This window comes from Streptomyces sp. NPDC088194 (assembly GCF_040702025.1).
In the GTDB taxonomy this organism is placed as follows: domain Bacteria; phylum Actinomycetota; class Actinomycetes; order Streptomycetales; family Streptomycetaceae; genus Actinacidiphila.
Genome location: NZ_JBFBIV010000002.1, coordinates 89553 through 116331, shown reverse-complemented (window position 1 = coordinate 116331; position 26779 = coordinate 89553). Strand labels below are relative to the sequence as shown.

The 26779-nt window shown below is 73.0% G+C and carries 21 protein-coding genes; 10 read left to right on the top strand and 11 right to left on the bottom strand.

Features of this window, described 5'->3' with window-relative positions; genetic code table 11:
* The first annotated feature begins 192 nt into the window (after window positions 1–192).
* Window positions 193–750: a hypothetical protein gene (locus tag AB0399_RS01425; RefSeq protein WP_366409872.1), complete on the top strand. Its 558-nt coding sequence runs from the start codon at window positions 193–195 to the stop codon at window positions 748–750.
* A 78-nt stretch (window positions 751–828) separates the two neighbouring features.
* Here AB0399_RS01425 and AB0399_RS01420 read toward each other — a convergent pair whose 3' ends face one another.
* Window positions 829–3261 carry a PQQ-binding-like beta-propeller repeat protein gene (locus AB0399_RS01420; RefSeq protein WP_366409871.1) on the bottom strand — a complete coding sequence of 811 codons (2433 nt, stop codon included), beginning with the start codon at window positions 3259–3261 and terminating at the stop codon, window positions 829–831.
* Between the two features lie 241 nt (window positions 3262–3502).
* Window positions 3503–4291 carry a VOC family protein gene (locus tag AB0399_RS01415; protein ID WP_366409870.1) on the bottom strand — a complete coding sequence of 263 codons (789 nt, stop codon included), beginning with the start codon at window positions 4289–4291 and terminating at the stop codon, window positions 3503–3505.
* Between the two features lie 300 nt (window positions 4292–4591).
* Here AB0399_RS01415 and AB0399_RS01410 point away from each other — a divergent pair, with 300 nt between their 5' ends.
* Window positions 4592–5239, top strand: a complete 648-nt coding sequence (locus AB0399_RS01410; protein WP_328465059.1) for a TetR/AcrR family transcriptional regulator — start codon at window positions 4592–4594, stop codon at window positions 5237–5239.
* A gap of 385 nt (window positions 5240–5624) precedes the next feature.
* Window positions 5625–6794 (top strand): NAD(P)/FAD-dependent oxidoreductase, encoded by a 1170-nt coding sequence (locus tag AB0399_RS01405; protein WP_366409869.1) that lies wholly within the window; start codon window positions 5625–5627, stop codon window positions 6792–6794.
* Window positions 6795–7188: 394 nt separating this feature from the next.
* On the opposite strand, the gene AB0399_RS01400 is transcribed toward AB0399_RS01405, so the two are convergent.
* Complete coding sequence (locus AB0399_RS01400) at window positions 7189–8541, bottom strand: MFS transporter (RefSeq protein WP_366409868.1); 1353 nt, start codon at window positions 8539–8541, stop codon at window positions 7189–7191.
* Window positions 8542–8612: 71 nt separating this feature from the next.
* Between AB0399_RS01400 and AB0399_RS01395 the strand changes: the two genes are divergently transcribed.
* Entirely contained in the window at window positions 8613–9644 is a 1032-nt protein-coding gene (locus AB0399_RS01395; RefSeq protein WP_329368322.1) for a helix-turn-helix domain-containing protein, read from the top strand.
* Between the two features lie 38 nt (window positions 9645–9682).
* Here AB0399_RS01395 and AB0399_RS01390 read toward each other — a convergent pair whose 3' ends face one another.
* From AB0399_RS01390 to AB0399_RS01380, 3 genes are all read right to left on the bottom strand, one after another.
* On the bottom strand, window positions 9683–10099 hold the full coding sequence (locus AB0399_RS01390) for an ATP-binding protein (protein WP_328465065.1): 417 nt from the start codon (window positions 10097–10099) through the stop codon (window positions 9683–9685).
* A gap of 359 nt (window positions 10100–10458) precedes the next feature.
* Complete coding sequence (locus tag AB0399_RS01385; RefSeq protein WP_329368319.1) at window positions 10459–10965, bottom strand: O-acetyl-ADP-ribose deacetylase; 507 nt, start codon at window positions 10963–10965, stop codon at window positions 10459–10461.
* Window positions 10966–11051: 86 nt separating this feature from the next.
* Window positions 11052–11492 carry an STAS domain-containing protein gene (locus AB0399_RS01380; RefSeq protein ID WP_366409921.1) on the bottom strand — a complete coding sequence of 147 codons (441 nt, stop codon included), beginning with the start codon at window positions 11490–11492 and terminating at the stop codon, window positions 11052–11054.
* Between the two features lie 228 nt (window positions 11493–11720).
* Between AB0399_RS01380 and AB0399_RS01375 the strand changes: the two genes are divergently transcribed.
* Together AB0399_RS01375 and AB0399_RS01370 are read left to right on the top strand one after the other, a co-directional pair.
* A complete protein-coding gene (locus AB0399_RS01375; RefSeq protein ID WP_329368317.1) occupies window positions 11721–12296 on the top strand; it encodes a sigma-70 family RNA polymerase sigma factor in 576 nt (191 codons plus the stop codon).
* Complete coding sequence (locus tag AB0399_RS01370) at window positions 12293–13846, top strand: hypothetical protein (protein ID WP_366409867.1); 1554 nt, start codon at window positions 12293–12295, stop codon at window positions 13844–13846. Before AB0399_RS01375 ends, AB0399_RS01370 begins: the two co-directional genes overlap by 4 nt.
* Before the next feature lie 83 nt (window positions 13847–13929).
* Here the strand turns inward: AB0399_RS01370 and purU are convergent, their stop codons facing one another.
* Together purU and AB0399_RS01360 are read right to left on the bottom strand one after the other, a co-directional pair.
* The gene (gene purU / locus AB0399_RS01365; RefSeq protein WP_329374217.1) at window positions 13930–14808 is read right to left on the bottom strand and encodes a formyltetrahydrofolate deformylase; all 879 of its coding nucleotides are present in this window, start codon (window positions 14806–14808) and stop codon (window positions 13930–13932) included.
* 123 nt (window positions 14809–14931) lie between these two features.
* Entirely contained in the window at window positions 14932–15369 is a 438-nt protein-coding gene (locus AB0399_RS01360) for a hypothetical protein (RefSeq protein WP_329368314.1), read from the bottom strand.
* A 295-nt stretch (window positions 15370–15664) separates the two neighbouring features.
* Here AB0399_RS01360 and AB0399_RS01355 point away from each other — a divergent pair, with 295 nt between their 5' ends.
* Window positions 15665–16816, top strand: a complete 1152-nt coding sequence (locus AB0399_RS01355; protein WP_366409866.1) for an ABC transporter substrate-binding protein — start codon at window positions 15665–15667, stop codon at window positions 16814–16816.
* 98 nt (window positions 16817–16914) lie between these two features.
* On the opposite strand, the gene AB0399_RS01350 is transcribed toward AB0399_RS01355, so the two are convergent.
* The gene (locus AB0399_RS01350; protein WP_366409865.1) at window positions 16915–18354 is read right to left on the bottom strand and encodes a hypothetical protein; all 1440 of its coding nucleotides are present in this window, start codon (window positions 18352–18354) and stop codon (window positions 16915–16917) included.
* Window positions 18355–18596: 242 nt separating this feature from the next.
* Window positions 18597–19976, bottom strand: coding sequence for a transcriptional regulator (locus AB0399_RS01345; RefSeq protein WP_328465079.1), 1380 nt, complete (start codon window positions 19974–19976; stop codon window positions 18597–18599).
* A 271-nt stretch (window positions 19977–20247) separates the two neighbouring features.
* Between AB0399_RS01345 and AB0399_RS01340 the strand changes: the two genes are divergently transcribed.
* The 3 genes from AB0399_RS01340 (at window position 20248) to AB0399_RS01330 (ending at window position 23696) form a co-directional block, all read left to right on the top strand.
* On the top strand, window positions 20248–20913 hold the full coding sequence (locus tag AB0399_RS01340) for a bifunctional DNA primase/polymerase (RefSeq protein ID WP_366409864.1): 666 nt from the start codon (window positions 20248–20250) through the stop codon (window positions 20911–20913).
* Between the two features lie 219 nt (window positions 20914–21132).
* Window positions 21133–22020, top strand: a complete 888-nt coding sequence (locus tag AB0399_RS01335) for an ABC transporter ATP-binding protein (protein ID WP_366409863.1) — start codon at window positions 21133–21135, stop codon at window positions 22018–22020.
* On the top strand, window positions 22017–23696 hold the full coding sequence (locus tag AB0399_RS01330; RefSeq protein ID WP_329368305.1) for a transporter: 1680 nt from the start codon (window positions 22017–22019) through the stop codon (window positions 23694–23696). Before AB0399_RS01335 ends, AB0399_RS01330 begins: the two co-directional genes overlap by 4 nt.
* Window positions 23697–23823: 127 nt before the next feature.
* Here the strand turns inward: AB0399_RS01330 and AB0399_RS01325 are convergent, their stop codons facing one another.
* Window positions 23824–26739 carry a BTAD domain-containing putative transcriptional regulator gene (locus tag AB0399_RS01325; protein WP_366409862.1) on the bottom strand — a complete coding sequence of 972 codons (2916 nt, stop codon included), beginning with the start codon at window positions 26737–26739 and terminating at the stop codon, window positions 23824–23826.
* Window positions 26740–26779 lie beyond the last annotated feature (40 nt).

The following is a 26779-nucleotide window of genomic DNA, read 5'->3' as shown; positions in this document are numbered from 1 at the left end:
GAGCGGGTGGGGCCGTGGAACCGGTGAAGCCTCGGTCCCCGTAGGGGAGCCGGTAGGTGAGCCGGTGGGGTAAAAGTGCTGGTCGGCGCGGTGGTCACTCCCGCGCCCGCGCTCGCGTGGCAGTGCCGCGGCGCCCGGCGTAGCGTCGGCGACGTGGGGGCCGAGTGAGCGACACGAGGCGGTGGCACCCCGATGGTCCGCAACGTCATGGGGTCACTGCTCGCGCTCGCCGGAGCGACGGCCGCCGTCTGGTGCCCCTTCCGAGCCTGGTACGGCGGCCGTCACGGCTCCGACATCCGGGTCAACGACCTCTTCACGGGCGTCGGCGTCACCGATCATGACGCGGCTCTGCTCGGCTCCCTCTTCCTGCCGATGGGCTTCGCCGCGCTGCTCACGCTGCTGGGCGTGCTGGCGCGGTCATGGGCGGCGGTGGCGCTGGCCGGCTGCCTGGTGCTGGGCGTCACGGTGCTGTGGATGGTCCGGCAGGCGCAGTTCTCCGGGTCGCTGACCGCGGGCGGCGACGGGCTCGACACGGGCGTAGGTGTCGCGGTCGCGAGCGGGCTGCTGCTGTTCGCGGGGGCTTTCCTGCTCTCGGGGCTGCGCCGCCCGCGCTACGGCCGACCCGAACCCCTGCCGTCGGACGACGTCGACGAACCGCCGCAGGAGTCTCCTCCGCCCTACCCGCCGTCGCCGCCGCCGTACTCGAAGCGCTCCGAGCCGCTCTCCCCCGACGGTCCGGCGGAGCCCTGAACCACCGGTGCCCGGGGCCTACCGTCCGGGCCCGCCCCGCAGGGCCCTGCTCCCCGCTCCCCGCTCCCTGCTTCCCGCTCAGGCCCGGCGCGAGGTCGAGCCGGTGCCCTTCGCCGCGTCCAGGGCGTAGACGCAACGATCCTTGGAGCAGGCGTAGACCACACCGTCGGCGGTGACCGGTGATCCGGTGATCTCGCCACCGGTCTCCAGCCGCCACCGCAACTGGCCACCCTGCGCGTCCACCGTGTACAGGCAGTGGTCCTTCGAACCGAAGTGCACCCGCCCGTCCGCCACCGCGGGCGACCCGACGATCTCGCCCTGCGCGGCGAACCGCCAGCGCGGCGTCCCGCTCACGGCGTCCAGCGTGTACAGCGCGCTGCCCGCCCCGAGGTGGACCCCGCCGGCGGCGACCACCACCGGCTCCAGCGACTGCCGCGGCTCGGTGGCGACCCGCCAGCGGTCCCGGCCGTCCGCCGGGTCCAGCGCGTACACCGTGCCGAGGTGGTCGGTGACGTAGATCCCGCCGCCGGACGCGCCCAGGCCGGGTACATGCGCGGGGGGCGCGAACATCACGGCGGGCGCCTCGAAGTGCCATCGCTCCGCGCCGGTGCGCGCGTCGAGGGCCAGCACCCGGGTGCCGGCGGTCAGGTGGACGACGCCGTCGGCGACCACCGGCCGGGTCACCACCGACCCGGCCGCGCCGGGCTCCCCCACCGGATACGACCACAGCTCCGATCCGTTGAGCGCGTCCACCGCGTGCAGCAGGCCGCCGCCCTGGTAGAACACCGTCCGGTTCTCGATGGCGGGTCCGGCGTCCGGCGACTCGAACTCCGTCTGCGCTCCGGCCCGCTCCCACCGCAGCGTCCCCCGCTCGGCATCCCACGCCTGCACCACGCCGCCACGGGTGCCGGTGACGACGGTGCTCGCGTCGGCCTGCACGGCGTACACCCAGCCGTCGATCGGGGTACGCCACCGCTCGCCGCCGTCGGTCGCGCCCAACGCGAACAGGCTGGGCCCGTCCGACGCGTGGATACGGCCGCCGGCCACCGCCATCGTCCAGGCCACGTCCCTGGTCTTGAACTGCCGCCGCCCGCTGGCCACATCGAGTGCGTGTACCTCGAAGGACGTGACGTACAGCAGTCCGCTGTCCACCACGGGTGTGCCCCACACGTCGTTCGACATCCGGAACCGCCAGGGCCGCCACTCCCCCGGCGGGCCGGACGGACGCGGTACCGCGGCCACGGACGGCGGCGGGGCCTCCGCGGCCCGATGGGCGCCGCCCCGGGGGCGCACCCACTCGGTTCCCGGAACCGGTCCGGCCGTCGCCTTGAGGTCGGCCGCCCGCGCCAGCCGCAGCCCGGGCCCGATCGGCGCGGACCCGGCGAGTTGTACGGACGCGGCCGCGTGCTGGGGGGCGGGGCTGCGGGGCGGCTGCTGCGGGCGGGGCGGTGACACGGGCGGCGGCGGCACCAGGCCGGAGGGCTGCGGCGCGGGAGCCTGCGGCATGGGCGGCTGGGGTGCGGGCGCGGGGGCCGACGGCAGGGGGACCTGCGGGCCGGACACCTGTGCGCCGGGCTGGCGCGCGCTGCGGCCGCCGTTCTGCACCGGGCCGATCCGGCTGCGGTGGCGTTCCTCGATCAGGGCGACCGCGCCGGGGGGCAGCCAGGCCGACGCGGTGCCGGTGTCGTCGCCGCCGGAGGAGAACAGGTGCGGGGCGAGCTGCGCCTGCAGATCGGCCGGGGTGGGACGCTCCTCGGCCTTCATCCGCATGCACGACTCGATCAGCGGGCGCAATTCGTCGGGCAGACCGGCCAGGTCGGGGCCTTCGCGCAGCAGCATGAAGACGGTCTCGACCGGGTTGGCCCCATGGAACGGGGCATGGCCGGTCGAGGCGAAGACCAGGGTGGACCCGAGCGAGAAGATGTCGCTGGCGCCGCGCACGCTGCGGGAGTCACGGGCCTGCTCGGGCGACATGTAGGCGGGGGTGCCGACCGCGACGTTCGTCATCGTCAGCCGGGTGTTGGACACCCCGGAGGCGATGCCGAAGTCGATCACCCGCGGTCCGTCCTCGACCACCAGTACGTTCGACGGCTTCATGTCCCGGTGCACCAGGCCCGCGGCGTGGATCGACTGCAGGGCCTCGGCGATCCCGGCGGCGAGCCAGCGCACTCCCTGGGCGGGCAGCGGGCCGGACTCGTTGACGATCTCTTCCAGGGACGGCGCCGGGACGTAGGCGGTGGCGAGCCAGGGGACGGCGGCACGAGGGTCGGCGTCGACGACGGCGGCGGTGTAGAAGCCGGACACTGCACGGGCCGCCTCGACCTCACGGGTGAAGCGGACGCGGAAGAGCTGGTCCTCGGCGAGTTCCGCCCGCACGGTCTTGATCGCCACTCGCCGACCGGAGGCCGAGCGGGCGAGATAGACCAGCCCCATGCCGCCGGCGCCGAGCCGTCCCAGCACCTCGAAAGGGCCGATCCGTCTCGGGTCATGCTGCGTAAGCTGCTCCACCACTTGCCCTGCCACCTCCCCGTGCCCGCGTTGTCCGCGGCCGTTCCCCGTGCTGCGCGGCCCCGTCCGGCCGGTCGCTGGCTCCCGTGCCAGGGTACGGACCCGATTCTTCCTGGGAAGAGCGCCGGTTGCGAACCCGGGGCCGTCCCGACACGCCCGGAAAGCGAACTCGTTATCATCCGCTCCCCGGGGCCCGACGGCCATCCGCCGCGCCGGAACGGGGGTCAGAAGGTGGCGTCCGGCCTCACTGACCGGGTATCGAGTCGGACCGGCGCGCGAGGTCGATCACGGCGAACCGCGCTCCCTGGTCGTCGGTGACGATGGCGGTGCGGCCGTACGGCGACTCCGCGGGGCCCACCAGCACCTGGCCGCCGAGCCGGCGGACGGTGGCGGCCGCGTCGTCGCAGTCACCGACCGCGAAGTAGACCTGGTACGCGCTGGGGGTGTCCTCCGCGGTGCCGTCCAGCTTCAGCCGGCCGAGCGAGGGGTCCTCGGCTCCGGGCACGGACCACACCTTGTAGTCGAAGTGAACGCCGTCGCCGACCTGCTGGGACTCGTATCCGAAGACGTCCTGGTAGAAGGCGTCCACGGCCTCGGCATCCCGCGTGTGGTTCTCCGACCAGGCGTAGGCGCCGGGCTTGTTGACCAGGTCGAAACCCTGGTGGCCGGCGGGCTGCCAGAGGCCGACGAAGGAGCCGCCCGGGTCGACGACCCCGGCCATCACTCCGCTGTCGCCGACCGCGTCCGGCCCGAAGGCCACCTGCCCGCCGGCCGCCCTGACCTTCTCGGCGGTCCGGGCCGCGTCTGCGACCGCGAGGAAGACGCCCCAGGCGGTGGGCATCGACGGGTCCGCCTTCGGCATCAGGGCCGCGACCTTGACGCCGTCGCGCAGGGCCATCGTGTAGTGGCCGAACTCCTCCCCCTGGTCCTCGAAGGTCCAGCCGAGCAGTTCGCCGTAGAAGGTCCGGCCGACGGCGAGGTCGGGCAGTGCCACATCCGCCCAGCACGGGGCGCCTTCTCCGAATGCCGACATGACTCGATCCTCCCGTACCTTCACGATGGCCCGCGCCGTGTCCGCGACACGCTGTCATCGCCACCGTAACCAGTGATCTTCCCCACCACACCCGCTGGAATTCGAACATATGGTCAATTCTTCGAGTCGCCCGCTCCAGGCCGCCGAATCACCCATTCGCCACATTTCACGCGCCGTCCCGTGGGGCCGCCGGGACGGAAGAAAGCACCGTTGAACTGGTGGTTCGCCAAGCGGAAGGAGAGCGTCCCCGTTTGCACGCCGCCAAATCGCGCGCCGATCACGGGTCGGTAAACTGACGGCATGACAGGACAAGTTCGCACCGTCGACGGCCGTGTTGCGGGCCGCCGCGGGCAGGCAACGCGGCAGAAGCTGCTGGACTGCCTCGGCGAGATGCTCAGCACGTCGCCGTACCGGGATGTCAAGGTGATTGACGTCGCCCGGATGGCGGGCACCTCCCCCGCAACGTTCTATCAGTACTTCCCCGACGTCGAGGGCGCCGTCCTTGAACTCGCCGATGAGATGGCCAAAGAGGGGGCGAGCCTGACCGAACTGGTCGCGGGCCGCTCCTGGGTCGGCAAGTCCGGCGCGCTCGCCGCAGACCAACTCGTGGACGGCTTCCTGTCCTTCTGGCGCAGGAACGACGCCATCCTGCGCGTGATCGACCTCGGTGCCGCCGAAGGCGACAAGCGCTTCAACAGAATCCGCACCCGCATCCTCAACTCCGTGACGGGCTCACTCACCGAGTCCATCAAGGACCTTCAGAGCAAGGGCAAGGTCGACAAGCAGGTCAGCGCGCCGGCCGTGGCCGGTTCGCTGGTGGCCATGCTGGCTGCGGTCGCCGCCCACCAGAAAGGTTTCACCGGGTCCGGCGTCAAGCAGGCCGACCTGAAGCCGAACCTGGCGCTGCTCGTCCACCTCGGGGTCACCGGGAAGAAACCACCGAAGTAGCGACCGTCCCAACACCCTTCACCCGCAGGGCCGTTCGGCCCCGCACTCGCCAGTCCTGCCGCAACACCACGCCTCGACGCGGGCGCCACAAGGTCTCGGGGGAGACCGCCGGCGCCCGCTTCGCTGCGTTTCCGGGCAGACGGGCAACGCGGCGGCGCACCGCCGGCGGCGGCGAGGCGCTGCGGGCGACCGGCCATCGGTATCGGCCGACAACCGGTTGCCCGTGGGCGGCAAGTGGCGGACCGCGACCGGCAAGTGGGCAGCCCGCAACGGCCCATGCCGCTCGACCGGCATGGGGGGTTACGCTCGCACCCGCCCGTCGGAATACCTTCCGGCTACCACCACCTTGCTCGCGACAGACGTATTCAGGCTCAGGAGTGCCCCCATGGCCGACCCCACGACCGCCACCGACCGGGTCCCCCCGCCCACCGCAGCTCCCGACGCCATCGTCATCGGCGCCGGCCCCGGCGGACTGGCCGCGGCCGCGGCACTGCGGGAGCGGGGACTCAGGCCACTCGTGGTGGAGCGCGCGGAACACGTGGGAGCGTCTTGGCGCGGCCACTACGACCGGCTGCATCTGCACACCACGCGGCGGCTGTCGGCGCTGCCGGGACTGCCCATTCCGCGCCGGTTCGGCCGATGGGTCAGCAGGGACGACGTGGTGCGCTACCTCGAGAAGTACGCCGAATACCACGAACTCGAGATCGCTACCGGCATCGAGGTGGGACGAGTGGAACGGAAGGGCGCGGGCTGGGAACTGCCCGCGACCGGAGGCCGGGTGCTCTCCTCCGCCGTGGTCGTGGTGGCGACCGGCCACAACCACAGTCCGTACATACCCGACTGGCCGGGACGAAACACCTTCTCCGGCGATCTTCTGCACGCGGCCCGCTACCGCAACGCCGTCCCCTATAACGGGCGGGACGTCCTCGTGGTCGGCGCGGGCAACACCGGTGCGGAGATCGCCGTCGACCTGATGGAGGGCGGCGCCTCGCGAGTACGCCTCGCGGTGCGGACACCCCCTCATATCCTGCGCCGTTCGACGCTCGGCTGGCCCGCGCAGGCAAGCGGGATCGTCTGCCGCCGACTGCCGACGCGGCTGGTGGACCGCGTCGCGCCGTACATCGAACGGGCCGGCGTACCGGACCTGTCCGCGTACGGCCTGCCCCGCCCCGAGACCGGCTTGTACTCGCGCGTGCTGGACGGCGCGATTCCGGTGCAGGACGTCGGCCTGATCGCCGCCGTCCGCTCGCGCCGGGTCGAACCCGTCGCCGCCGTCGCCGAGTTCGACGGAGACAAGGTGCGCCTCGCCGACGGCTCCGAGATCAGCCCGGAAGCGGTGATCGCCGCGACCGGCTACCGGCGGGGCCTCGAACCGCTCGTGGGCCACCTCGGCGTGCTCGACGGCCGCGGCCGCCCGGTGGTGCACGGAGCCAGGACGCCCGCGAGCGCGCCCGGGCTGTACTTCACCGGGTTCACCAATCCGATCAGCGGGATGTTCCGCGAAATGGCGATCGACGCGCGCCGCATCGCGCGCGCGGCCGCCCGCGCGCGGTAGAGCGGTACGCGGAAGCCGGCGGGCGCGGGCGCGGGCGAGTCCTGCCTCGAGCGGCGAGCGGCGGGCGGCGGGCGGCGGGCGGCGGGCGGCGGTGCAACGCCCCCGTCACCGCGGCTCGTTCGATCCGCACCGCTCGTTCCCTGCGAGCCGTTCCCTGCGAGCCGCCCGCCCCGGCCGTTGCGCACGCGCACGGCCCTTTCTCCACGGCGATCCACGCGAGCTGTTCCGCGCGTGCCGCCTCGTTCACCGCGGATCGTTCTCAACGGGCCGTACGGACCGCTCTGCCAGGGCCGATCCGGGCGAGAGCGGCGCCCACCGCCCGCTCCAGCCGGTCCCGTTCACCCGGGCGAGTGAACTCCACTCGAATCGGAACTAGCACAGACATTCGGGGCGTTCATCCAGTAACCGCCATCACGGGCGCGGCGACCGGCCGATGGCGGACGACCAGGGACATCAGCGCGGCCACCGCGCACAACGCACCGGAGGTGTACCAGACGACGTCATAGGAACCGAGCGCGTCACGCGCCACCCCGCCGAGGTAGGCGACCAGGGCCGCACCGATCTGGTGGGCCGCGAGCACCCAGCCGAAGACGATCGCGCTGCTCTCGCCGTAGTGCTCACGGCACAGCGCGATGGTCGGCGGCACCGTCGCCACCCAGTCGAGGCCGTAGAAGACGATGAACAGCACCATCGAGGGGTGGATGCTGTCCGAGAAGAGCATCGGGAGGAACATCAGCGAGAGTCCACGCAGTCCGTAGTAGATCGCGAGCAGCCGCCTCGGCGACAGGCGGTCGGTGAACCATCCGGAGGCCACCGTGCCCGCGATGTCGAACACCCCGATGACGGCGAGCAGGGACGCCGCGGTCGTCACCGGGAGCCCGTGGTCGTGCGCGGCGGGCACGAAGTGGGTCTTCACCAGACCGTTGGTCGACGCACCGCAGATCGCGAAGCTGCCGGCCAGCAGCCAGAAGGTACCGCCGCGTGCCGCCTGGAGAAGGGCCCGCAGCGCACGACCGGCCGCCCCTCTGACCGGCGGGGGCTTGGGCGTGAACTCCGCCGCGCCGTAGGGGGCCACACCGACGTCCGCGGGGTGGTCGCGCAACAGCAGCCAGACGAAGGGCACGACGGCGAGTGCCGCGAACGCGACCGTCGCGGCGGCAGGACGCCAGCCGTGATGTTCGGTGATCCATGAAAGGAGAGGGAGGAAGACCAACTGCCCGGCGGCGCCACCGGCGGTGAGGATGCCGGTGACCAGGCCGCGGCGGGCGACGAACCAGCGGTTGGCGACGGTCGCGGCGAACGCGAGCGCCATCGAACCGCTGCCCAGACCCACCAAGACACCCCAGCAGAGCACCAGTTGCCAGACCTGGGTCATGTAGACGGTGAGTCCGGCGCCGAGTGCGATCGTCAGCAACGCGCAGGCGACGACGCGCCGGATGCCGAAGCGGTCCATCAGCGCGGCGGCGAACGGCGCCGTCAGCCCGTACAGCGCGAGGTTGATGGAGACGGCGAACCCGATCATCGCGCGCGACCAGCCGAACTCGCTGCGCAGCGGGTCGATCAGAAGTCCGGGAAGGGAGGCGAATGCGGCAGATCCGATGATGGTCACGAACGTGACGGCGGCAACCGCCCAGGCACGGTGCGGGCGCGGGTGCCGGCGCGTCCCGGTGGCGTCGCCGGGTGTGGCGGAGCCGGTGGGCGCGGCTGGGCCGTCGGCGGGCGCGGGAGTGCGAGATGTCTGCGTCACGGTGCTCAGTCTCCGAGGAGAGCTCCCCGGTGACGAGTGGCCCGAGGGCCATGGTGTGAAAGAATCGGGCCATGGCAGATTCTCGGATTCCCCCGCGGGCCCGGGTGTTCGGCGGCGGTGGGCGGCACCGGGTGGCGGTGTTCGTGCTCGACGGGGTGATCCCGTTCGAACTCGGCATCCCGCTGCGGATTTTCGGGGCCGCGAGGAGCCAGGAGCGGGAAGAGGGCGGCCCCGCGCTGTACGAGGTGGTGACGTGCAGCGTGCGCCCGGGTCCGGTGCGGACGGACGCGGACTTCACGATCACGGTCGAGCACGGCATGGAAGCGCTGGCCGAGGCGGACACGGTGGTGGTGCCCGCGTCACACGAGATGGAGGACGTCTACGAGGAGGGTCGGCTCAGCGCGGAGCTGAGGGCGGCGTTCGACGCGATCCGGCCGGGTACGCGGGTGGTGTCGATCTGCACGGGATCGTTCCTGCTGGCGGCGGCGGGGTTGCTGGACGGGCGGCCGGCGACCACGCACTGGCGCAGCGCGGACCACTTCCAACGGCTCTTCCCGCGGGTGCGGGTGGACCCGGACGTGCTGTATGTGGACGACGGCGACGTGCTCACCTCGGCGGGGGTGGCGGCGGGGATCGACGTGTGTCTGCACATCGTGCGGCGGGACTTCGGCACCGCGGTGGCGAACGGGGTGGCCCGCCGGACGGTGGTGCCGCCGCATCGGGAGGGCGGTCAGGCGCAGTACATCCGGCGGCCGCTGCCCGAGCCGCAGTTGGCGGGCACCGAGCGGGCCAGGGCGTGGGCGTTGGAGCGGCTGGAGCAGCCGGTGACGTTGCGGCAGCTCGCGGAGCGGGAGGCGATGAGCGTACGGACGTTCACGCGGCGGTTCCGGGAGGAGGTGGGGCTGAGTCCGGGGCAGTGGCTGACGCAGCAGCGGATCGAGCGGGCGCGGCAGTTGCTGGAGTCGACCGATCTCGGGGTGGACCAGATCGCGCGGGAGGCGGGGTTCGGTACGGGTGCGTCGCTGCGGCAGCACATCCAGAGCGCGCTGGGTGTGTCACCGACGGTGTACCGGCGGACGTTCCAGACGTCGGCGCGCGGTTAGGGCGCGGCCGGCCCGGCGGTCCGGATGAGGCGAAAGGGTCAGGTCAGGACCGCGGTGGCCGCGCCTCGGTCGACCTCGCACCAGATCTGCTTGCCCGCGCCTTCCGGGTGCCAGCCCCAGCGGTCGGCGAGGCCGTCGACCAGTTCCAGGCCGCGGCCACCGGTCTCGTCACGGTTGGCATGGCGCGGGGCGGGCGGCAGGACGCTGGCGTCGGCGACCTCGACCCGTACCGGAGCGGCCGGCGCGGCAGGGAAGAGCATGCGCAGCACGGCCGGACAGCCGGTGTGTACGACGGCGTTGGTGACGAGTTCGGAGATGAGCAGGAGCAGCGTCTCGGCGACCGGTTCGTCGGCTCCTATCCCGGAACCCACCAGTCGCGACCTCGCCCAGCGGCGGGCGCGTCCGACCTCCGCCGGGTCGACACCGACCTCCAGTTGCATCTGAAGCATCTGCACTGCTCACACCATCCGAACCGGCTGACCCGACGTCTCACGCCTGCCCGTCGTCACCGTATGTGACACAGACGTCACATAGCCTGGTCGACCGACTGGTACTCCAACAAGCGCTTCGGGCATATTCCCTCGCAACGGAGCGGGCGTACCGCATACTGTGCGCCGCGTCCGGTCAGGGATCGCGCAGCCAGGCACGGAACCGCTTCGGACCAGCCGAGCGGCTCCCTGGGGAAGCCTGGAACGTACGCGCACCCGATGGAGCGTACCTGAGGACCACCCCGACTCCACCGCGTAACAAGTCACGCATCGGACACAACCCGCCGCGGACGCTCCGTGACCACGCCGAGCACCCCGCAAGTGGTTTACCCGTAAGCCGTAAATGCCTCATAAGCGACATCGTCGAAGAGGACGAAGCGCACCTCCGTGACGGAGGTGGAGGCCGCGCGCACGGTCTGTACGGCGATGCGGGCGCCGTCGTCGATCGGCCAGCCGTAGACGCCGGTCGAGATGGCGGGGAAGGCGACGGTGGCGGCGCCCAGTTCGTCGGCTACGCGCAGCGACTCCCGGTAGCAGGAAGCGAGGAGTTCGGAACGGTCCTCCCCCGCCCGCCAGACCGGGCCGACGGTGTGGATGACCCAATGTGCCGGCAGCCGCCCCGCGGTGGTGGCGACGGCCTGGCCGGTGGGCAGCCCGCGACCGTAGTGCGACGCCCGCAGGTCGCGGCAGGCGGACAGGATCTCGGGGCCGCCCTTGCGGTGGATGGCGCCGTCCACGCCGCCACCGCCGAGCAGGGAGGAGTTCGCGGCGTTGACCACCGCGTCGACCGGTTCCTCGGTGATGTCGCCGCGCACGAAGGTGAGAAGGGTCATGGGTCCATCCTCGGTCACCCCGCGCCGGCCACGTACTGGACAACGCGGGCCCGGCGTTGCGGGCGCCCGCCCGCGAAGCGCTGCGCTCAGGCGGACAGCGGCCTGGCGGTGTCATCGGTGGCCGCGTCCAGGTCCGGGTAGACCTCGAACAGCCGGCGCACCCCGAGCGCGGCCAGCACCCGGTTGACGTGCGCTTCCCCGCCGTGGCCGGCGATCTGCCCGGCCGACCCGGATGACCCTGATGATCCGGACGAGCCGGGCGCCCCGTGCGGCGCACCCTCGTCGTCCTCCCGAGGCAGCACGATCCGCAACCGCCCCGCGCAGGACCGCATCAGCCGTCGGGCGCCGATCAGCACGCCCACCCCGCTGGAGTCGCAGAACCGCACCCCGGCGAGATCGAGCACCAGGCTGCGCCGCCCGTCGGCGACCGCTTCATGCACCTTCTGCCGGACCGCGGGCGAGGAGATCAGGTCCATCTCCCCCGCGACCGTGACCACCGCCCAGCCGTCCCGCTCGGCCTGGGTCACCAGCACCGGTTCCCACCTCGCCTCGCCGTCGACTTGGATTCTCCCGTCCTACGACCCTATGCCCGCTCCCGGTCGCAACCCCGCAATCTTCTGGTCACACCCGCATAACAGACCGACAGAAGCGGTCGCATCCGGTGTCAGGTTGGTGCAAAGCCGCGTACACCCTCATGGGTGCCCGGTAACGTCGGGGACGCAGGCACGGGCCGGACGACGCAAGGGGGCCGGGAGATGGCGACACCCGCACCGCCGCGCTGGGACCGCAAGATGCAGCAGCGGCTGGCGCGGGGCGAGGAGGCGGCACTCGGTGAGCTGTACGACCGCTACGCCTCCCTGGTCCACGGTCTCGCGCACCGGGTGACCGACGACGACGACGCGGCGGACCAGATCACCCGCGAAGTGTTCGGCTACGTCTGGGAGAACCCGGACGCCTACGAGCCGAAGTACGGTTCGCTGCGGTCGTGGATCGCCGCGCTCACCCAGCGGCACGCGGTGCACCGGTTGCGCCAGTACGCGAACCGCGGCCGGACCAACCCCGACGTGCTGGAGGCACGCGTGCGCGAGGCCAACACCGCGGCACGCGCCGACTTCATCGTGACATCGATGCCGGCTCCGCTGCGCGCCGCCCTCGAACTCGCCTACCGGGAACGGCTGGACTACCGCGCCGCGGCGGCCGATCTCGGGGTCAGCGAGGACGAGGCCCGCCGCAGGCTGCGGTTGGGCCTGCAACTGCTGTCCACCGCGATGGAGCCCGACGAGCAGGCCGAGGCGTCGTTCGAGCAGAACACCAAGCGAGGCGAGCGGTGAGCGGCCCGACGTACCACGACGGCGACGGCCCGTCCGACGACGGCCGAGGAGACGGGCGCCGTGCCCGCGTCCCCGCCCAGCGCGAACAGCACGACGCGCCCGATGACGTGCCCTTCGGCTCCTTCGGCCCGCAGTCGCCCGGCCCCGGTACGCCTGCCGGGCCCACCACCGGCTCCCCGGCCGAAACCGCGCCTGCCGCCCTCGGCGCGCCGCGACCGACCGGCTCCTCCGGCTCCTCCGAGTCCCCCGAGTCCCCCGTATCTCCCGAACCGACCGAACCGACCGACGGGGCGGACCCGCCTGTGCCGCACCTGCCCCACCTGCCCCGCGTCAGCCCGGCGACGGCCTCGGCCGTGACCACCGTCCGCGTGCCGCCGTACGACCACGGCACCCTCAAGTCGCTGCTGGGTGCCTGGGCACTGGCGGCCTGCTCCCGCGACGAGACCCTCGCCGTCGAGGTGCACCTCACGGACTGCGCGAGCTGCGCCGAGGAGGCGCTGCGGCTGCGCGACGCGGTCGGCCTGCTGCACCAGGAGGACTCGCTGGACCTCGACCCGCTGCTGCGGGCGCGGGTGCTCGAAGGGTGCCTCGGGCGGCGTCCGGCGCGCATCCCGGTACCGGAGTGGGCCGGGCCCTACGACGCGGAGGCCGCCCGGCTGGACGCGCTGCTGCGCGATCTGGGTGACGGCTACTGGACCGCGCCGGTGCGGTTGCAGTGGTTCGACGGCGCCCCGGTGACACGGGAGTTCACCGTCGGGCAGGTCATCGCCCACCTGATCGCCGTCGACGGCCTGGTCGGCCGGGCCCTCGGGCTGCCGCAGCAGAGCATCGAGACGGCGGCCGACGACGCCACCGAACGCTACGGTCTCGACCGGCCGCGGCCGGTACGCCTGAGCCATGCCGCCGAGGAGATCGAGTTGCCGCGCTCACCCGCGGCGCGCACGGCCGCGCACTGGGCCGCTCACCAGGACCTGCCGGGCGCGACGCTCCGCCTGCTGTGGCGCGAGCAGAGCCACCGGCTGGTGCGGACGATCGCGTTCGCGGGCGAGGGGGTCGCGGGCCTCCCGGTGGACCACGGCGACTTCGAACTGCCCTTCCAGGACGCGTTCGTGGACCGCGCCTTCGCGTGCTGGACGCACGCCACGGACATCGCCGAGGCGGTGGACTACCCGTACGACACGCCCGCCGAGGGCCACATGCGGCAGATCGTCGGGCTGACCGCCGGCAAGCTGACCCGGGCGCTCGCCGCACGGCGCCGGGCCGGGCTGGCCACGTCGCCGGCACGGCTGGTGGCCGCGGGCTCGCCCGGGCGTTCGCTCAAGCTGGAGATCGAGGGCGACGGTGGCGGCGAGTGGCTGCTGGCGCTCGACTCGCCGGGCGCGGTGGCCTCGCCCGACCACCAGGTGGCGCATGTGGCGATGGACAGCCTGGAGTTCTGCCAGCTCGCCACGGGGCACGTGGTGCCGGAGCGCGTGGCGGCGGGCAAGGCCGGTGACCGGGCGGCGATCCGGGACGTGCTGTACGCGACCGCGGCGCTGTCCCGGCTCTGAGGTCGCCTCGCCCCGAAGACGTGCGGGCCTGCGGACCTGAGGAGTCGCAGGCCCCGCCCCCGCCACCTGTTACCCGCCAGCCGCTACCCGAACACCACGGTCCGGCCGCCGTTGAGCAGCACCCGGTGCTCGCTGTGCCACTTCACCGCCCGCGCCAGCGCCTGGCACTCCACGTCCCGGCCGATCGCGACGAGTTGCTCCGGGGTGACCCCGTGGCCGACCCGCTCGACCTCCTGCTCGATGATCGGGCCCTCGTCGAGATCCGCCGTCACGTAGTGCGCGGTCGCGCCGATCAGCTTCACACCGCGGTCATGCGCCTGGTGGTACGGCTTGGCGCCCTTGAAGCTCGGCAGGAAGGAGTGGTGGATGTTGATGATCCGGCCGGACAGCTTCCGGCACAGGTCGTCCGAGAGGACCTGCATGTAGCGGGCGAGCACCACCAGCTCGACGTTCTCCGCCGCCACGATCTCCAGCAGCCGCGCCTCGGCGTCGGACTTGGTGTCCTTGGTGACCGGGATGTGGTGGAAGGGCACGTGGTAGGACTCGACGAGGGCGCGGAAGTCGGTGTGGTTGGAGACCACGGCGGCGACCTCGACCGGTAGCGCGCCGGTGCTGGCGCGGAAGAGCAGGTCGTTGAGGCAGTGGCCGAACCTGCTGACCATCAGCACGATCCGCATCCGCTCCGCGGACGGGTGGATGTGCCAGTCCATGTGGTAGGCGTCGCCCACCGCGGCGAAGCTGGCCCGCAGCTTGTCGACGGTCACCTCGGACTCGGCGGAGAAGTGCACCCGCATGAAGAACAGCCCGGTGCCCTGGTCGCCGAACTGCTGGCTGTCGACGATGTTGCACCCGGTCATGAAGAGGTAGCTGGAGACCGCGTGCACGATGCCCTGCTTGTCGGGGCACGACAGCGTGAGGACGTACTGCGGGGGCTGCGACTGCTGTTCGTTCACAGGCGCCAGCCTGGCACAAGCAGGCAGCCGAGGGCGCGGGTGTCCGGCACACGGACCCGATCACGCCGTCACGACCGCGTGGTCACGCGTGCACGTGGTCACGCGTGCACGTGGTCACGACACTCGCCGGGGTCACGCCGTCCGGTTGTAGATCGCCAGCACCTCGAGCGAGCGCGGCGGGACGTCCGGGTCCTCGCCGTCGGCCGACGCCATCCGCACGTGCGCCTCGCGGGCCGCGTGCACCGCCTCCGGCCAGGCCGAGTGGTCGAGATAGGCGACCGCGGGGGCGTCGGCGCCCACCTGGTGCAGGATCTTCAGCACGCGCAGCACGGCCACGTCGACCAGCGCCGCCTCCTGCGCGTCGCGGAAGATGGTGCCGACGTACTTCTCGGCGGACCAGTTGTCGAGCCAGGTGTCCTCGACCAGGCGGTAGACGGCGTCGGTGACATCGCCGTATCCCTCGCGGCCGGTCCGCCACACCTCCATCTGGAAGACGGGGTCGCTGATCATGTGCAGCGCGGAGCGCACATTGCTGCGCCAGCGCCACCACGGCATGTCATTGAGGGGCATGCCACCCATCGTGGAGGAGTGACGGCCGCGACGGGAAGACTTCTCCGAACCTTGCACAGCGCACGATCGTACGCACCCGATCGGCGACACCTGTAATTCACCCGAACGTGACCGGGCGTTGGCATCCGGTCACCCGGCCGTTGAGCCGGAAGCGGAATCTTCCATTGATATGACTGACCGCCGCAGGGGCGCGCTCCGGCGTGCCGCCGTCCCACTACTCGCCGTATCCGCGCTGGTCAGCGGGTGTGGTGTCCTTCCGGGGAGCGCGGGGGGCTCTCCGGGGCCGATCGTGGTGATGACATGGGCGCCGGTGGGCACCAACGCCACCAACATGCCCGGCATGCTGGGGATGGCCAAGGCCGTCGAGAGCTACGTCAACGACCAGGGCGGGCTGCACGGACGCAAGCTGAAGGTGCTCACCTGCAACGAGCGCGACGACGCGGTCACGGTCACCGAATGCGCCAAGCAGGCCGCCGACGCGGGCGCGGTCGCCGTCGTCGGGTCGTACAGCGAGGAGGGCAGCAGCTTCATCTCCGCGCTGGAGGGCGACGACATCCCGTACATCGGCGGCTACGGGATCACCGAGGACGAGTACCAGTCCCTGATGTCGTACCCGATCAACGGCGGGCTGCCGGCGCTGCTGGCCGGCAGCGGGCTGCAACTCGCGCAGAGCTGCAAGAAGGTCGCGCTGGTGCGGCCGGACTCGATCACCGGCGACCAGTTCCCGATCTTCCTCGACCAGGGGCTGAAGGAGGAGGGCAAGCGCCCGGTGGAGGACATCCTCGCCAAGGACGACTCGACCGACTACACCGACGTCGCGACCCAGGCGGTCGGCGACGACAAGACGTCCACCTGCGTGTCCGCGGTGCTCGGCGACCACACCAGCACCTTCTTCGACTCCTTGCGCCGGATCGGCGACGTGCAGCCGAAGGTGCAGCTCTCCTCGGTGATCGGCAGCGTGCAGCAGTCCGTGGTGGACGCGAGCGGCGGCGCGAAGAGCCCGCTGGAGGGCGCGAAGATCGCCGACTGGTACCCGCCGGCCTCGGACCCGAAGTGGGACGAGATGAAGTCGGTGATCAGCAAGTACGCGTTCGGCGACGACACGATCGACGTGGCCGACCCCGGGGTGCAGACCACGTGGATCGCGTACTCCGTGTTCGCCAAGGTGGTGCGCGCGATGGACGCCAAGACGAAGATCACCGCGGACAGCGTGCGGCGGGCGATGGACGCGACCACGAAGCTGTCGACCGGCGGCCTCACCCCCGACCTCGGCTGGACCGACACCGACCTGCTGAACATCCCCGACCACCCGCGGATGGTCAACGCCGACATCGCCTACCAGAAGGTGCGGCAGGGCCGCCTGGTCCAGGCGCAGCCCGGCTTCGTGAACGTGACCAAGACGCTCAAGCCGGCGTCGTACGCCCCGCTCAAGCGGGACGGCCAGTAGCCGGCCGGCAGCCGTCAGAGCTGGGCCGTGAGGGCTGAGACGTCAGAGCTGGGCCGTCAGGGCTGAGCCGTCAGGGCTGAGCCGTCAGAGCTGAGCCGTCAGAGCTGGGAGTACTGCCGCTGGGTGAGGCCGTACTTCTTGGCGATCGCGTTCCAGAGCTTGACCGCCTTCTTCTTCTCGGTGGTGGCAGTGCCGCTCTCCCGGTCGCCGGCCTGCGTCTCGCTGGTGTTCTTGGCGTGGCCGCCGTGGCAGACCTTGTGGTTCTTCTGCGCCTGGCCGGCCCAGTTCGCGTAGTGGGTGTCGGCGGCGGAGGACGCCTGCCACGCCTTGGTGAGCGCGGTGCTCAGGGCGTCGTGGTCGGGCAGCTGGTCCAGGGGCAGCTTGGCCAGCTGGGTGACCAGGGACTTGCGCCGGTCGGCGGCGGTGTTCAGGTCGCCGGCGGCGCCGGGCAGGTTGCTGCAGCTCCTGATGGACGCGACCGCGCTCACCACGGAACTGCGGCTGGCGTCACTGGTGTTGAGCAGCGAGTCCAGTGCGGACGCCTGCTGCTTGGCGGCGTCGTCGGCGCCGTCGGAGGGGCCGGGCTTGGCGCCCGCGGAGGTGCCGGGCGCGGGCGAGGCGCTCGACGAGTCGGCCACGGTGCCGGTCTTGCCGCCGCCACCGCCACCGGAGTTGAGCAGCGCGCCGACCACCAGGCCGGCCACCACGCAGCCGCCGACCACGACGCCGATCAGCGCCTTCGGCGACATCCGGCGCCCGCCTTCGCCGCCGCTGTCGTAGCCGTAGTCCCGCTCAGGGCCGTAGCCGGGCTCCTGGGGACCGCCGCCGGGGCCCTGCGGGTAGGGCTGCTGGGCGGGCTGCCGGCGGTCCGGCGGCTGGATGATGCGCGGCCGCATCGGCGCCGGGCTCGGCACGTCATGCCGGAAGAGGTGGTCGTAGTCGCTGTCGTGCCCGGGGCCGGGCTGCGGCTCCTCCTCGAAACCGCCGTACTGGCCGGGGTGCTGCTCCTGGCCGCCGTACGACGGGCCGCCCTGGTTGGGGTACTGGTCGTAGCCGCCGGGCTGTTCGTACGGCGCCTGGCCGTACCCCTGCTGGTCGTAGCCGGTCTGCTGGTCGTAGCCGCCCGGGTGGTCCTGCCGGTCCTGGAAGAAGGGCAGCGCCTGGGTCGCCTCTGCCGGAGAGGGGTCGGGTATGTACGAGGGCGGCGGGGACTGCGGCGGCACCGGCGGCAGCGGTGGTGCCGGGGCGTCGCCGGGGTAGGGCGGCAGCATCTGCGTGGCGTCGGCTACCGGGGGCGCGGGCAGCGGCGCGGGGGGCTGCGCGGGCGGCCCGAGCGGGTCGGCACCGGGGTAGGGCGGCAGCATCTGCGTGGCGTCGGCCGGCTCGGCGGCCGGCGGGCCGTCGGGCGCGCCCCACGGGGTGCCGCCGGCCGGCTGGACGTGCTCGCCGTACTGCAGCGGCTGCTGCTGCCGGCCCGAGGGGAGCACGACGCCCCGGTACGCTTCGGGCGAATCCTCGCCGCGTCCGCTGCTGTGCATCGCCGCCCACTCCTGACTCTGGCCTACCGTGCAAACCGTCGGCCAACGCTACCGGGTCCCGCTGAGCGCCGCCCCCGCTCATGAACAGGTGAGCGTCACCTCACACTTGGGCGACGGGGCGGCTACTGGCGCGGGCGCTGGGCTCGGCGGGTCTGCGCAGCGCTTTGACCGCGATGTGGGCGCGGAGTGTCGGTCCGGTAACGATTCGGCGTGCGGGGGCGGGCGGCACCCCTATGTCACCTTCAGGCCGCCTCCCGTTCGTCCAGCCGGGCGTGGAAGGCGCGCACCACCGGCTCACCGGCGAACGGCTCCAGGCGACGGCGGAAGTCGTCCAGATACTCGGCGCCGCGGTTGGAGCGCAGCCCGGAGAGCAGGACGACGGCCTCCTCGCCGGTCTGGCAGGCCGCGTCCAGTTCGCGCTGCTGCACCTGGGTGTCGGCGAGCAGCAGCAGGTCGATCGCGCGGCGGCGGGCGCGGGTGGCCGGGTGGGCGGCCAGCGCCTCCTCGGCACGGCGGGCGGCGGGCTCGGCCTGGCCGAGGTCGCGGTGGCAGTGCGCCAACTCGTCGGCCAGGTAGGCGTGGTCGAAGTGGGCGATCCACGGCGGGTCCTGGTCCGGCTCCGAACGGTCCATCGCGTCGAGCGCGAGCCCGGCGACGGTGGCGAAGGTGCGGGCGTCGCCGAGCAGGGCGTGGCCGCGTGCCTCGGCGGCGTGGAACATCGCCTCGACGGTGGCGGTGACCTGACCGCGGGCGCCTTCCTGGGCGGCGCGGGCGAGTTGGGCGATCTCGCGGGGGTTGCCGAGCGAGGCGGCGAGATGGCTCATGCTCGCGGCCAGGATGTATCCGCCGTAGGCGCGGTCGCCGGCCGCCTGGGCCAGCCGCAGCGCCTGGATGTAATACCGCTGGGCGAGGCCGGGTTGGCCGGTGTCGACCGCCATGTATCCGGCCAGCTCGGTCAACCGGGCGACGGCGGAGAAGAGTTCGCGCCCGACCGACTCGCGGTAGCTGCCGGCGAGCAGTCCGGAGACCACGCTGTTGAGGTAGTGCACGACGACCGGGCGGCAATGGCCGCTGCCGAAGCGGTGGTCGAGGTCGGTGAGCGCCTGGGTGGTGGCCTTGACCGCCTCGACGTCGGACATCCCCACCCTGGCCCCGCCGTTGCGCGCCACGCCCTGGTCGGGGCGGGTGATCAGCCAGTCCCTGCTGGGCTCGACGAGTGCGGAGGCGGCGACGGTGGAGCCGGTGAGGAAGTCGCGCCGGCCGACGTCACTGCGCCACAACTCGCAGACCTGCTCGATCGCGCCGAGCACGGTGGGCGCGAAGTGCAGCCCGATGCCGGTGGCGAGGTTCCGCCCGTTGGCCATACCGATCTCGTCGATGGACACCGCGCGGCCGAGCTTGCGGCCCAGCGCCTCGGCGACGATGCCCGGGGCGCGCCCGCGCGGCTGCTGCCCGCGCAGCCAGCGGGCCACGGATGTCTTGTCGTATCGCAGGTCGAGGCCGTGTTCGCTCCCGCACATGTTCACCCTGCGTGCGAGGCCGGCGTTGGAGCAGCCGGCCTCCTGGATCAGTGCTTGGAGCCTCTCGTTCGGCTGCCGCGCCACGAGTGGTCGTGCGGCCATCGATCCCCCCTTGTCGTTCTTCGTGGGTCTTCCTTCCCCAACCCCGGTGGATAAACCCCTTATTGACGGCAATTCACCCGTACCAGGCCGTTGGGCGGCGCCGGGCCGGCCGGGCCGGCGGGCGCTCGTCCGGTTCCTACCCGATTCCTGACGAGGTGCCCGTACGCGCCCCCGCAGATGCTTCCGTGCGCCCGGCGATGAGCGGCGGTGCGCGGTGACGGGCCGCGCCGGATGCCCGTATCCCCCGCCCACGTGGACGGTTGTGCAGCGCGTGGACGACACCCCTGCGGTTCCGCGCCAGCTCAGCGGTGCCCGACTGCTCGACACGGCGGTCTCGTACGTGCAGGAGCGGCACTGGGAGGTGCTGCCCGGCACGTGGCTGGAGATGAGCGCGGGGGGCGCACCGCGCTGTTCGTGCGCCTCGGCGGCGTGCCCCGCTCCCGGCGCCCGTCCGACCAGCGCGGACTGGGCGACCCGGGCGACCCGAGCGAGCGGCAACGGCTCGGAGGTGCGGCGGATGTGGACCGGGCGGTCGCGTTCGTCGGTGCTGCTGCCCACGGGGCGCACCTTCGATGTGCCGGAGGTCCCGGAGAGCGCGGGCTTCCACGCGCTCGCCAGGATCGAGCGGCTGGAGGTGCGGCTCGGCCCGGTGATCTCCACGCCCACCCACCGGATGGCGTTCTTCGTGCTGCCCGGGGCATGCGCGAAGGTGCCCCGGCTGCTGGGCGCGCTCGGCCGGCCGCCGGACGCGCTGCACCTCACCGGGCGCGGCGAAGGCGACTGGGTGGCCGCCCCGCCGACCCGGATGGGCACGGGAGGGTGCACGCAGTGGGCCGGCCGGCCGACTGCGGCGCATCGGTGGCTGCCGGACGTCGGCGAGGTGCTGAGCCCGCTGGCGTGCGGGCGCGAGGCGGCGGAGACCCGCGCCGTACGCTGAGCAGGACCCGGCACCGAGCCGATGACGTTGTGTTACCCCCCGCGTTCGCCGTCAAACCCAACACCGCTCGCACGAGCGGTTTTCTCCGTCCTTCCCGGAAGCCACCCGGGCTTTCCGTCACTGTCAGTCGTCGCACATAGGGTGGCCGTACGCGTGGTGAACGCGGCCGGAGAAGCGTCGCGGTGAGCGTGGACGGGGATCGGGGAGAGGTGCGGTGCGATGGGTGAGGCGCGCGGTGCGGAGCGGGAGCCGGACAGCCGGCGACTCCCGTCGTACTACGGGGGTCGGACGGGCCCGGCCGGGTCCGGGCTGGAGCAGCCGCCGCGGCAGCCGTCTGGCGTGCCGCCGGCGCTGCGGGTGCGCGGCCTGCGCAAGCGGTTCGGCGAGCAGGAGGCCGTCGCGGGCATCGACCTGGAGCTGCCGGCCGGCCGCTTCGCCGGCCTGGTGGGGCCCAACGGGGCGGGGAAGACCACGACCCTGTCGATGGTGACCGGGCTGCTGCGCCCCGACGAGGGCCTGGTGCAGATCGTCGGTCGCGACGTGTGGAGCGACCCGGTCGAGGTGAAGTCCCGGATCGGCGTGCTGCCGGAAGGACTGCGGCTGTTCGAACGGCTGTCGGGCCGCGAACTGCTCACCTTCACCGGTCGGCTGCGCGGCCTGCCGGTCAAGGACGTGGACCTGCGCGCCACCCAACTGCTGGACGTGCTGGACCTGTCCGCCTCGCAGCACAAACTCGTCGTGGACTACTCGACGGGCATGCGCAAGAAGATCGGGCTCGCCGCGGCCCTGCTGCACAACCCCGAGGTCCTCTTCCTGGACGAGCCGTTCGAGGGGGTCGACCCGGTGTCCGCGCAGGTCATCCGCGGCGTGCTGGAGCGGTACACGGCCACCGGCGGCACCGTGGTGTTCTCCTCCCACGTGATGGAGCTGGTGGAGAGCCTCTGCGACTGGGTCGCGGTGATGGCGGCCGGACGGATCGTGGCGCACGGCCCGCTCGCCGAGGTGCGCGGCGAGGCGGCGACCCTCCAGGACGCCTTCCTGTCGCTGGTGGGCGCCGACCGGCGCTCCGGCGGTGACCTGGACTGGCTGGGCGGGGGCCCGAAATGACCGGCGCGGGCCCGCTCACCGCCGAGTCGCCGCCGCCCCCTTCGCCCGCGCCGCCCGCCGCGGACCGGGCCGCCCCGGTGACGGCGACGTTCGTCCGCCTCAAACTGGCCGTGCTGCGCAACGGAGTCCGGCAGTCCCGCGGCCGCACCGTGAGCTGGTGCATCGGCGTCGGCCTCGCGATGCTCTACGCGCTGGGCAACGGCGCCGGGATGATCGCCCTGCGCGGAAACGAGTACGCGCCGGCCGCCGCCGTCACCATGGCGGCGGTGCTGGCCATCGGCTGGGCGGTGATGCCGCTGTTCTTCTTCGGCGGCGACGACACCCTGGACCCGACCCGGCTGGCGATGCTGCCGCTGCGCCCCCGCCCGCTGATCACCGCCCTGCTGACGTCGTCGCTGATCGGCGCCGGCCCGCTGTTCACGCTGCTGGTGGGCACCGGTTCGGTGGTGGCGGTGGCGCACGGCGCGGCGGCCGCGGTCGTCGCGGTGCCGGCGGTGGCGCTGCTGCTGGCGATCTGCGCGGCCGCCTCCCGGGGCGTCGCGGCGGCCAACACCCGGCTGCTGACCAGCCGTAAAGGCCGCGACCTCGCGCTGCTCAGCGGGCTGATCGTGGCCGTCGGCGCCCAGCTGGTCAACCTCGGGCTCAGCTCCCTGTCCTCCAACCACGGCCTGCACCGGGTCACTTCGGTCACCTCCGTGCTGCGCTGGGTCCCGCCGGCCTCCGCGGTCGACGCGGTGCGGTCGGTCTCCGACGGTGCGTACGGGCAGGCGGCGGCCCAACTCGCGCTCGCCGTCGCGCTGCTGGCCGTGGTGCTGCGCTGGTGGTACCGCACCCTGTACCGGCTGATGATGTCGCCGGACTCCTCCACCCTCCAGCCCGTCCCCGACAGCACCGTGCGCAGGGGCGGCGGCCGCGCGCCGCTGCTCTCACGCCTGCTGCCCGAACGGGCGCTGGCCGGCCGGACCGCGACCGTGATGGAGCGCCAGTTCCGCTACGCCGCGCGCGATCCCAAACTGCGCGCGTCCTGGGCGACCGGGCTCGCCGTGGGCCTGCTGCTGCCGCTGGTCGCGGTCGTCCAGCACGGCTCGGTCTACCAGTGCCTGTGGACCGCGGGCCTGCTCGGCATGCAGATGTACAACCAGTTCGGGATGGACAACTCCGCGTTCTGGACCGTCGTCGCGACCATCACCACCCGCAAGGACGCGGAGTCCGAGCTGCGCGGCCGGGCCCTGATGCTCGCGGTGGTCGCCCTCCCCTACGTCACCGTGGTGACCTGCGCGACCGCCCTGCTGCTGGGGCGGGCCGGGGCGCTGCCCGAAGTCCTCGGGATGGCCTTCGCGTTCCTCGGCGCGCTGATCTCCACCGGCGGCTACGCGAGCGTCCGCTTCCCGTACGCGGTCGCGCAGGACAACGCCTTCGGGAACGCCGCGCCCGGCAACGGCTCCATGGTGGCGTTCAACGCGCTGGGCGGGTCCGTGATCGCCTCCGCCTTCTGCCTGCCGGTGCTGGGCCTGGACCTCGCCTTGCACCTGACCGGCCACCACGCCCTGCTGTGGACGGTGCTGCCGGTCGGCGCGGTGTACGCGGCCGCGCTGTCGGTGGCGAGCCTGCGGTTCACCGCGCCCCGGCTGCTCGACCGGCTGCCGGAGATCCTCGCCGCCGTCGCCCGCCCCTGAACCGCCCGGGCGCCCCTGCGAACAGGGGCACCCGGCGGGCGGCCGGCCGCGACCGGCTGAGGTTGCGGTCGCCCGCGACCTCAGCCGGCGGCGACCCCGGCCGGCGGGCTTCCGTGCGCGACGGACTTCAGTTGGCGATGCTGCCGCGCCAGGCGGGCAACAGCTCGTCCAGGAGGGCCTCGACCCGTGGCGGCAGCCCCCTGGACGGGCCGTTGGCGGAGGCGCGGGCGAAGAGCGCCGAGGCAGCCGCCTCGAGCCGTCCCGGATCGCCGGTCGCGTTGGCGGAGCGCAGGTAGGCCAGCCAGAGGCGTTCGTCGTCGGGCGAGATCGCCATGCCGGTCTCGATCGCCGCGACGGCCGCCTTCGGCTTGTGCGCGTCGAGGTGGAGCGAGGCGAGCGCGAGCGCGATCTCCGCCACCAGCACCGGGTGCTGCGCGTCGACGATCTCGTGGCCGAGCCAGCCGTAGCGGCCCGGCGCCCGGTCCTCGAAGAGCCGGCCGCGGGCGAGCGAGAGGGCGTCGGTGAGCAGGCGGCGCCGGGCCGCCGGATCGCCCGCCGCCCGGCCCTCGGTGGCCTCGTGGTGGAGCGTCTGGAGGACGTCCCAGTCCGAGACGACCGTGGTGCTGAGCACGATCCGCCCGGTGCTGTCGAGGGTGAGGCGCTCCCCGCCGTCGGGGTCGGTGCCCAGCCAGTCCCGCAGCCGGGCGATGAGCGCGTCCCGTACGTCCTCGGTGACCCCGCGCGGCCACAGCGCGGACGCCAGCACCCGCGGGTGCACGCCCTCGCGGTGCAGCAGCAGCAGCGCCAGCGCCTCGTGCAGCAGGCCGCTGCGCTCCCGGTCGGGCGCGTCGACGCCGACCACCTCGAACGGGCCGAGCAGCCGCGCGTACACCCCCGGGCGGCCCTGGTCGCTGAGGTCGACCAGGAACGGCGGCGCCTCCGGGCCGGGGCCGTCGCCGTCCGCCTCGGCGAACAGCCGCAGCACCGACTCGTACTGCGCCTTGGGCAGCAGCTGGGCCTTCATGTCCAGGCCGAGCAGCGGCGCGAGCAGCCGTCCCGCCGGGGTGATCTCCAACTCCCATGCGGCGCCCGGCAGATCGGTGCGGCCCGAGCCGACCAGGTAGCCGATGCCCAACCGCCCTGCGTCCGCGGCGAGTTCGGCAAGCCGCTGCGCCTCCTCCGGCGAGGGCTCGGCGGCCAGCAGCACCAGGTGCGGCGCCCACTGGGTGTGCTGGGCGCGGCCGGTACGGCCGGTGAGCACGCTGTCCTGGCCCGCGGTGCGCAGCGCCCCGGAGCGCTGCACGGTCTCCGCGGCCATGATCTCCACGACCTCGGCGACCGTGCCGATGTGCCGCACCCGCGCGGGCGCCAGCGCGGTCAGGTCCTGGGCGAAGCCGACCAGCGTGACCGTCATCCGGTCCGACCAGCCGTTGGTCGCCAACTCGGCCGCGACCGACGCGAGTACGGCCTCGCGGTCGGCCTTGGCGCCGCTCAGCGACACGATCCCGGGCACCGCTTCGAGGTTGAGCAGCAGCCGCGCGCCGTCCAGGGTGCCCAGCACCGCCAGGCCCGGGTACGGGGCCGCCGCCGAGGTGTCGATGTCCTCGACCAGCCGGGCCCGCTCCACCTGCCAGAAGGTCTCGTCCTGCCCGGTCTTCCAGGGCGCCGGCGGCTGCCCGTCCGGCCAGGCCAGTTGCAGGTGCAGCGCGTCCTCGGTGAGCCAGGCCGCGTACACCACGGGAAGCTTGCGGCCGTCCGCGTCGAGCCGGACCGACAGCGAACGCAGCGCCCGGTCCAGGAAGTTGACGGCGTCCTGGTCGGCACCGATCCGCAGCGCGTCGGCGACGTCGGCCTCCGCGCCGGTCGGGGTACGCGGGCTGCGCAGCGCGCCCGCGGTCAGCGACTGCCACAGCGCGGTGCGCCGCCGCCGGCCCAGCGCGGCGAGCAGGCCCGCGGCCAGCAGCGGCGCGCCGATCAGCGCGTCGGACAGGTCGAAGCCGTGCGACGCGGAAAGCCCGGTGACCACCTCGCTGGCGCCGCCCGCGACGCTCTCGTGCGCACCGCCGCCCGAGCCGCCCGAGCCGCCAGAACCGCCCTGCTCGCCCGCCGGGGTCTGGTGCGCGGCGTGCGCGCCCTCGGCCGTGGTGTCCTTTGCGCCGCCGTGCTGGGCGTAGTGCAGGATGTCGGGCGCGGTGTGCGGGGACGCGACGGGCATCTCGACGAGGTCGCCGCCGTGCGCGTCGGCGGGCATCTCCAGCACCCAGCCGGGCCGGATCAGGCTGGCCTGCGACAGCTGCGAACCGTCGGGCTGCACGCGGTCCTTGTTGAGCTGGTAGATCTCCTTGTAGCGGCGGCCGTCGCCGAGGTGCCGCTGCGCTATCTCCCACAGCGAGTCGTGGTGCCGCCCCTCGGGCGGGTTGATCCGGTAGAACTTCGTCGCCTGCTGGGTGGACTGGCCGCCGCCCTGCGCGGTGGACGCGCTCGGCCCCGACTGGTGCTGCACGGCGGCCTGATGGGCCGCCGCCTGCTGCCCGGGGGTGGCCTGCGCGGTCGCGGCCACACCGGGCCGGGCCTGGCTCTCCATCGAGTGCTGCTGGCCGAGTTGGGCGAGGCCCGGGACCAGGCCCGCGGTGCTCACGCCGACCAGCAGCAGCGCCGCGATCAACTGCCGTGCCAGCAACTGGCTCGGACCGCTGCCCGGCACCCGGGTGGGCATGCCGACCCCGGACACCGCCGCCTTCGCCTCCACCAGCACGCAGGCGGTGAACTGCGCCCACGCCACCCACACCAGCACCGCCAGCGTGTTGACGAACGTCTCCGAGGTGATCGGCTGCTGGAGCACGTCGGAGTTGAAGTGGTGCGGGAACGGCGACCCGATGTACATCAGCAGCGCGGCCGGCACCGCCACCACCAGCACCGCGAGCGCCAGGAACGCCCCGAACGCCCGCACGATGTCGCCGAACGTCCGCTGCCTGCGCGGTGGTTGGGCCGCTCCCCCGCCCTGCTGCGGGCGGTTACGTCCCGTGGCGGTCGTGCGTGCCATGGCTGCTTCCTCTGCCTTCGGTGGTACGGGTCCTTGTCGT

Coding starts and splice junctions, on each gene's coding strand:
- AB0399_RS01425 (WP_366409872.1), top strand. CDS start 193: ATGGTCCGCAACGTCATGGGGTCACTGCTCGCGCTCGCCGGAGCGACG.
- AB0399_RS01415 (WP_366409870.1), bottom strand. CDS start 4,291: ATGTCGGCATTCGGAGAAGGCGCCCCGTGCTGGGCGGATGTGGCACTG.
- AB0399_RS01410 (WP_328465059.1), top strand. CDS start 4,592: ATGACAGGACAAGTTCGCACCGTCGACGGCCGTGTTGCGGGCCGCCGC.
- AB0399_RS01405 (WP_366409869.1), top strand. CDS start 5,625: ATGGCCGACCCCACGACCGCCACCGACCGGGTCCCCCCGCCCACCGCA.
- AB0399_RS01395 (WP_329368322.1), top strand. CDS start 8,613: ATGGCAGATTCTCGGATTCCCCCGCGGGCCCGGGTGTTCGGCGGCGGT.
- AB0399_RS01385 (WP_329368319.1), bottom strand. CDS start 10,965: ATGACCCTTCTCACCTTCGTGCGCGGCGACATCACCGAGGAACCGGTC.
- AB0399_RS01375 (WP_329368317.1), top strand. CDS start 11,721: ATGGCGACACCCGCACCGCCGCGCTGGGACCGCAAGATGCAGCAGCGG.
- AB0399_RS01360 (WP_329368314.1), bottom strand. CDS start 15,369: ATGCCCCTCAATGACATGCCGTGGTGGCGCTGGCGCAGCAATGTGCGC.
- AB0399_RS01355 (WP_366409866.1), top strand. CDS start 15,665: ATGACATGGGCGCCGGTGGGCACCAACGCCACCAACATGCCCGGCATG.
- AB0399_RS01350 (WP_366409865.1), bottom strand. CDS start 18,354: ATGCACAGCAGCGGACGCGGCGAGGATTCGCCCGAAGCGTACCGGGGC.
- AB0399_RS01345 (WP_328465079.1), bottom strand. CDS start 19,976: ATGGCCGCACGACCACTCGTGGCGCGGCAGCCGAACGAGAGGCTCCAA.
- AB0399_RS01335 (WP_366409863.1), top strand. CDS start 21,133: ATGGGTGAGGCGCGCGGTGCGGAGCGGGAGCCGGACAGCCGGCGACTC.
- AB0399_RS01330 (WP_329368305.1), top strand. CDS start 22,017: ATGACCGGCGCGGGCCCGCTCACCGCCGAGTCGCCGCCGCCCCCTTCG.
- AB0399_RS01325 (WP_366409862.1), bottom strand. CDS start 26,739: ATGGCACGCACGACCGCCACGGGACGTAACCGCCCGCAGCAGGGCGGG.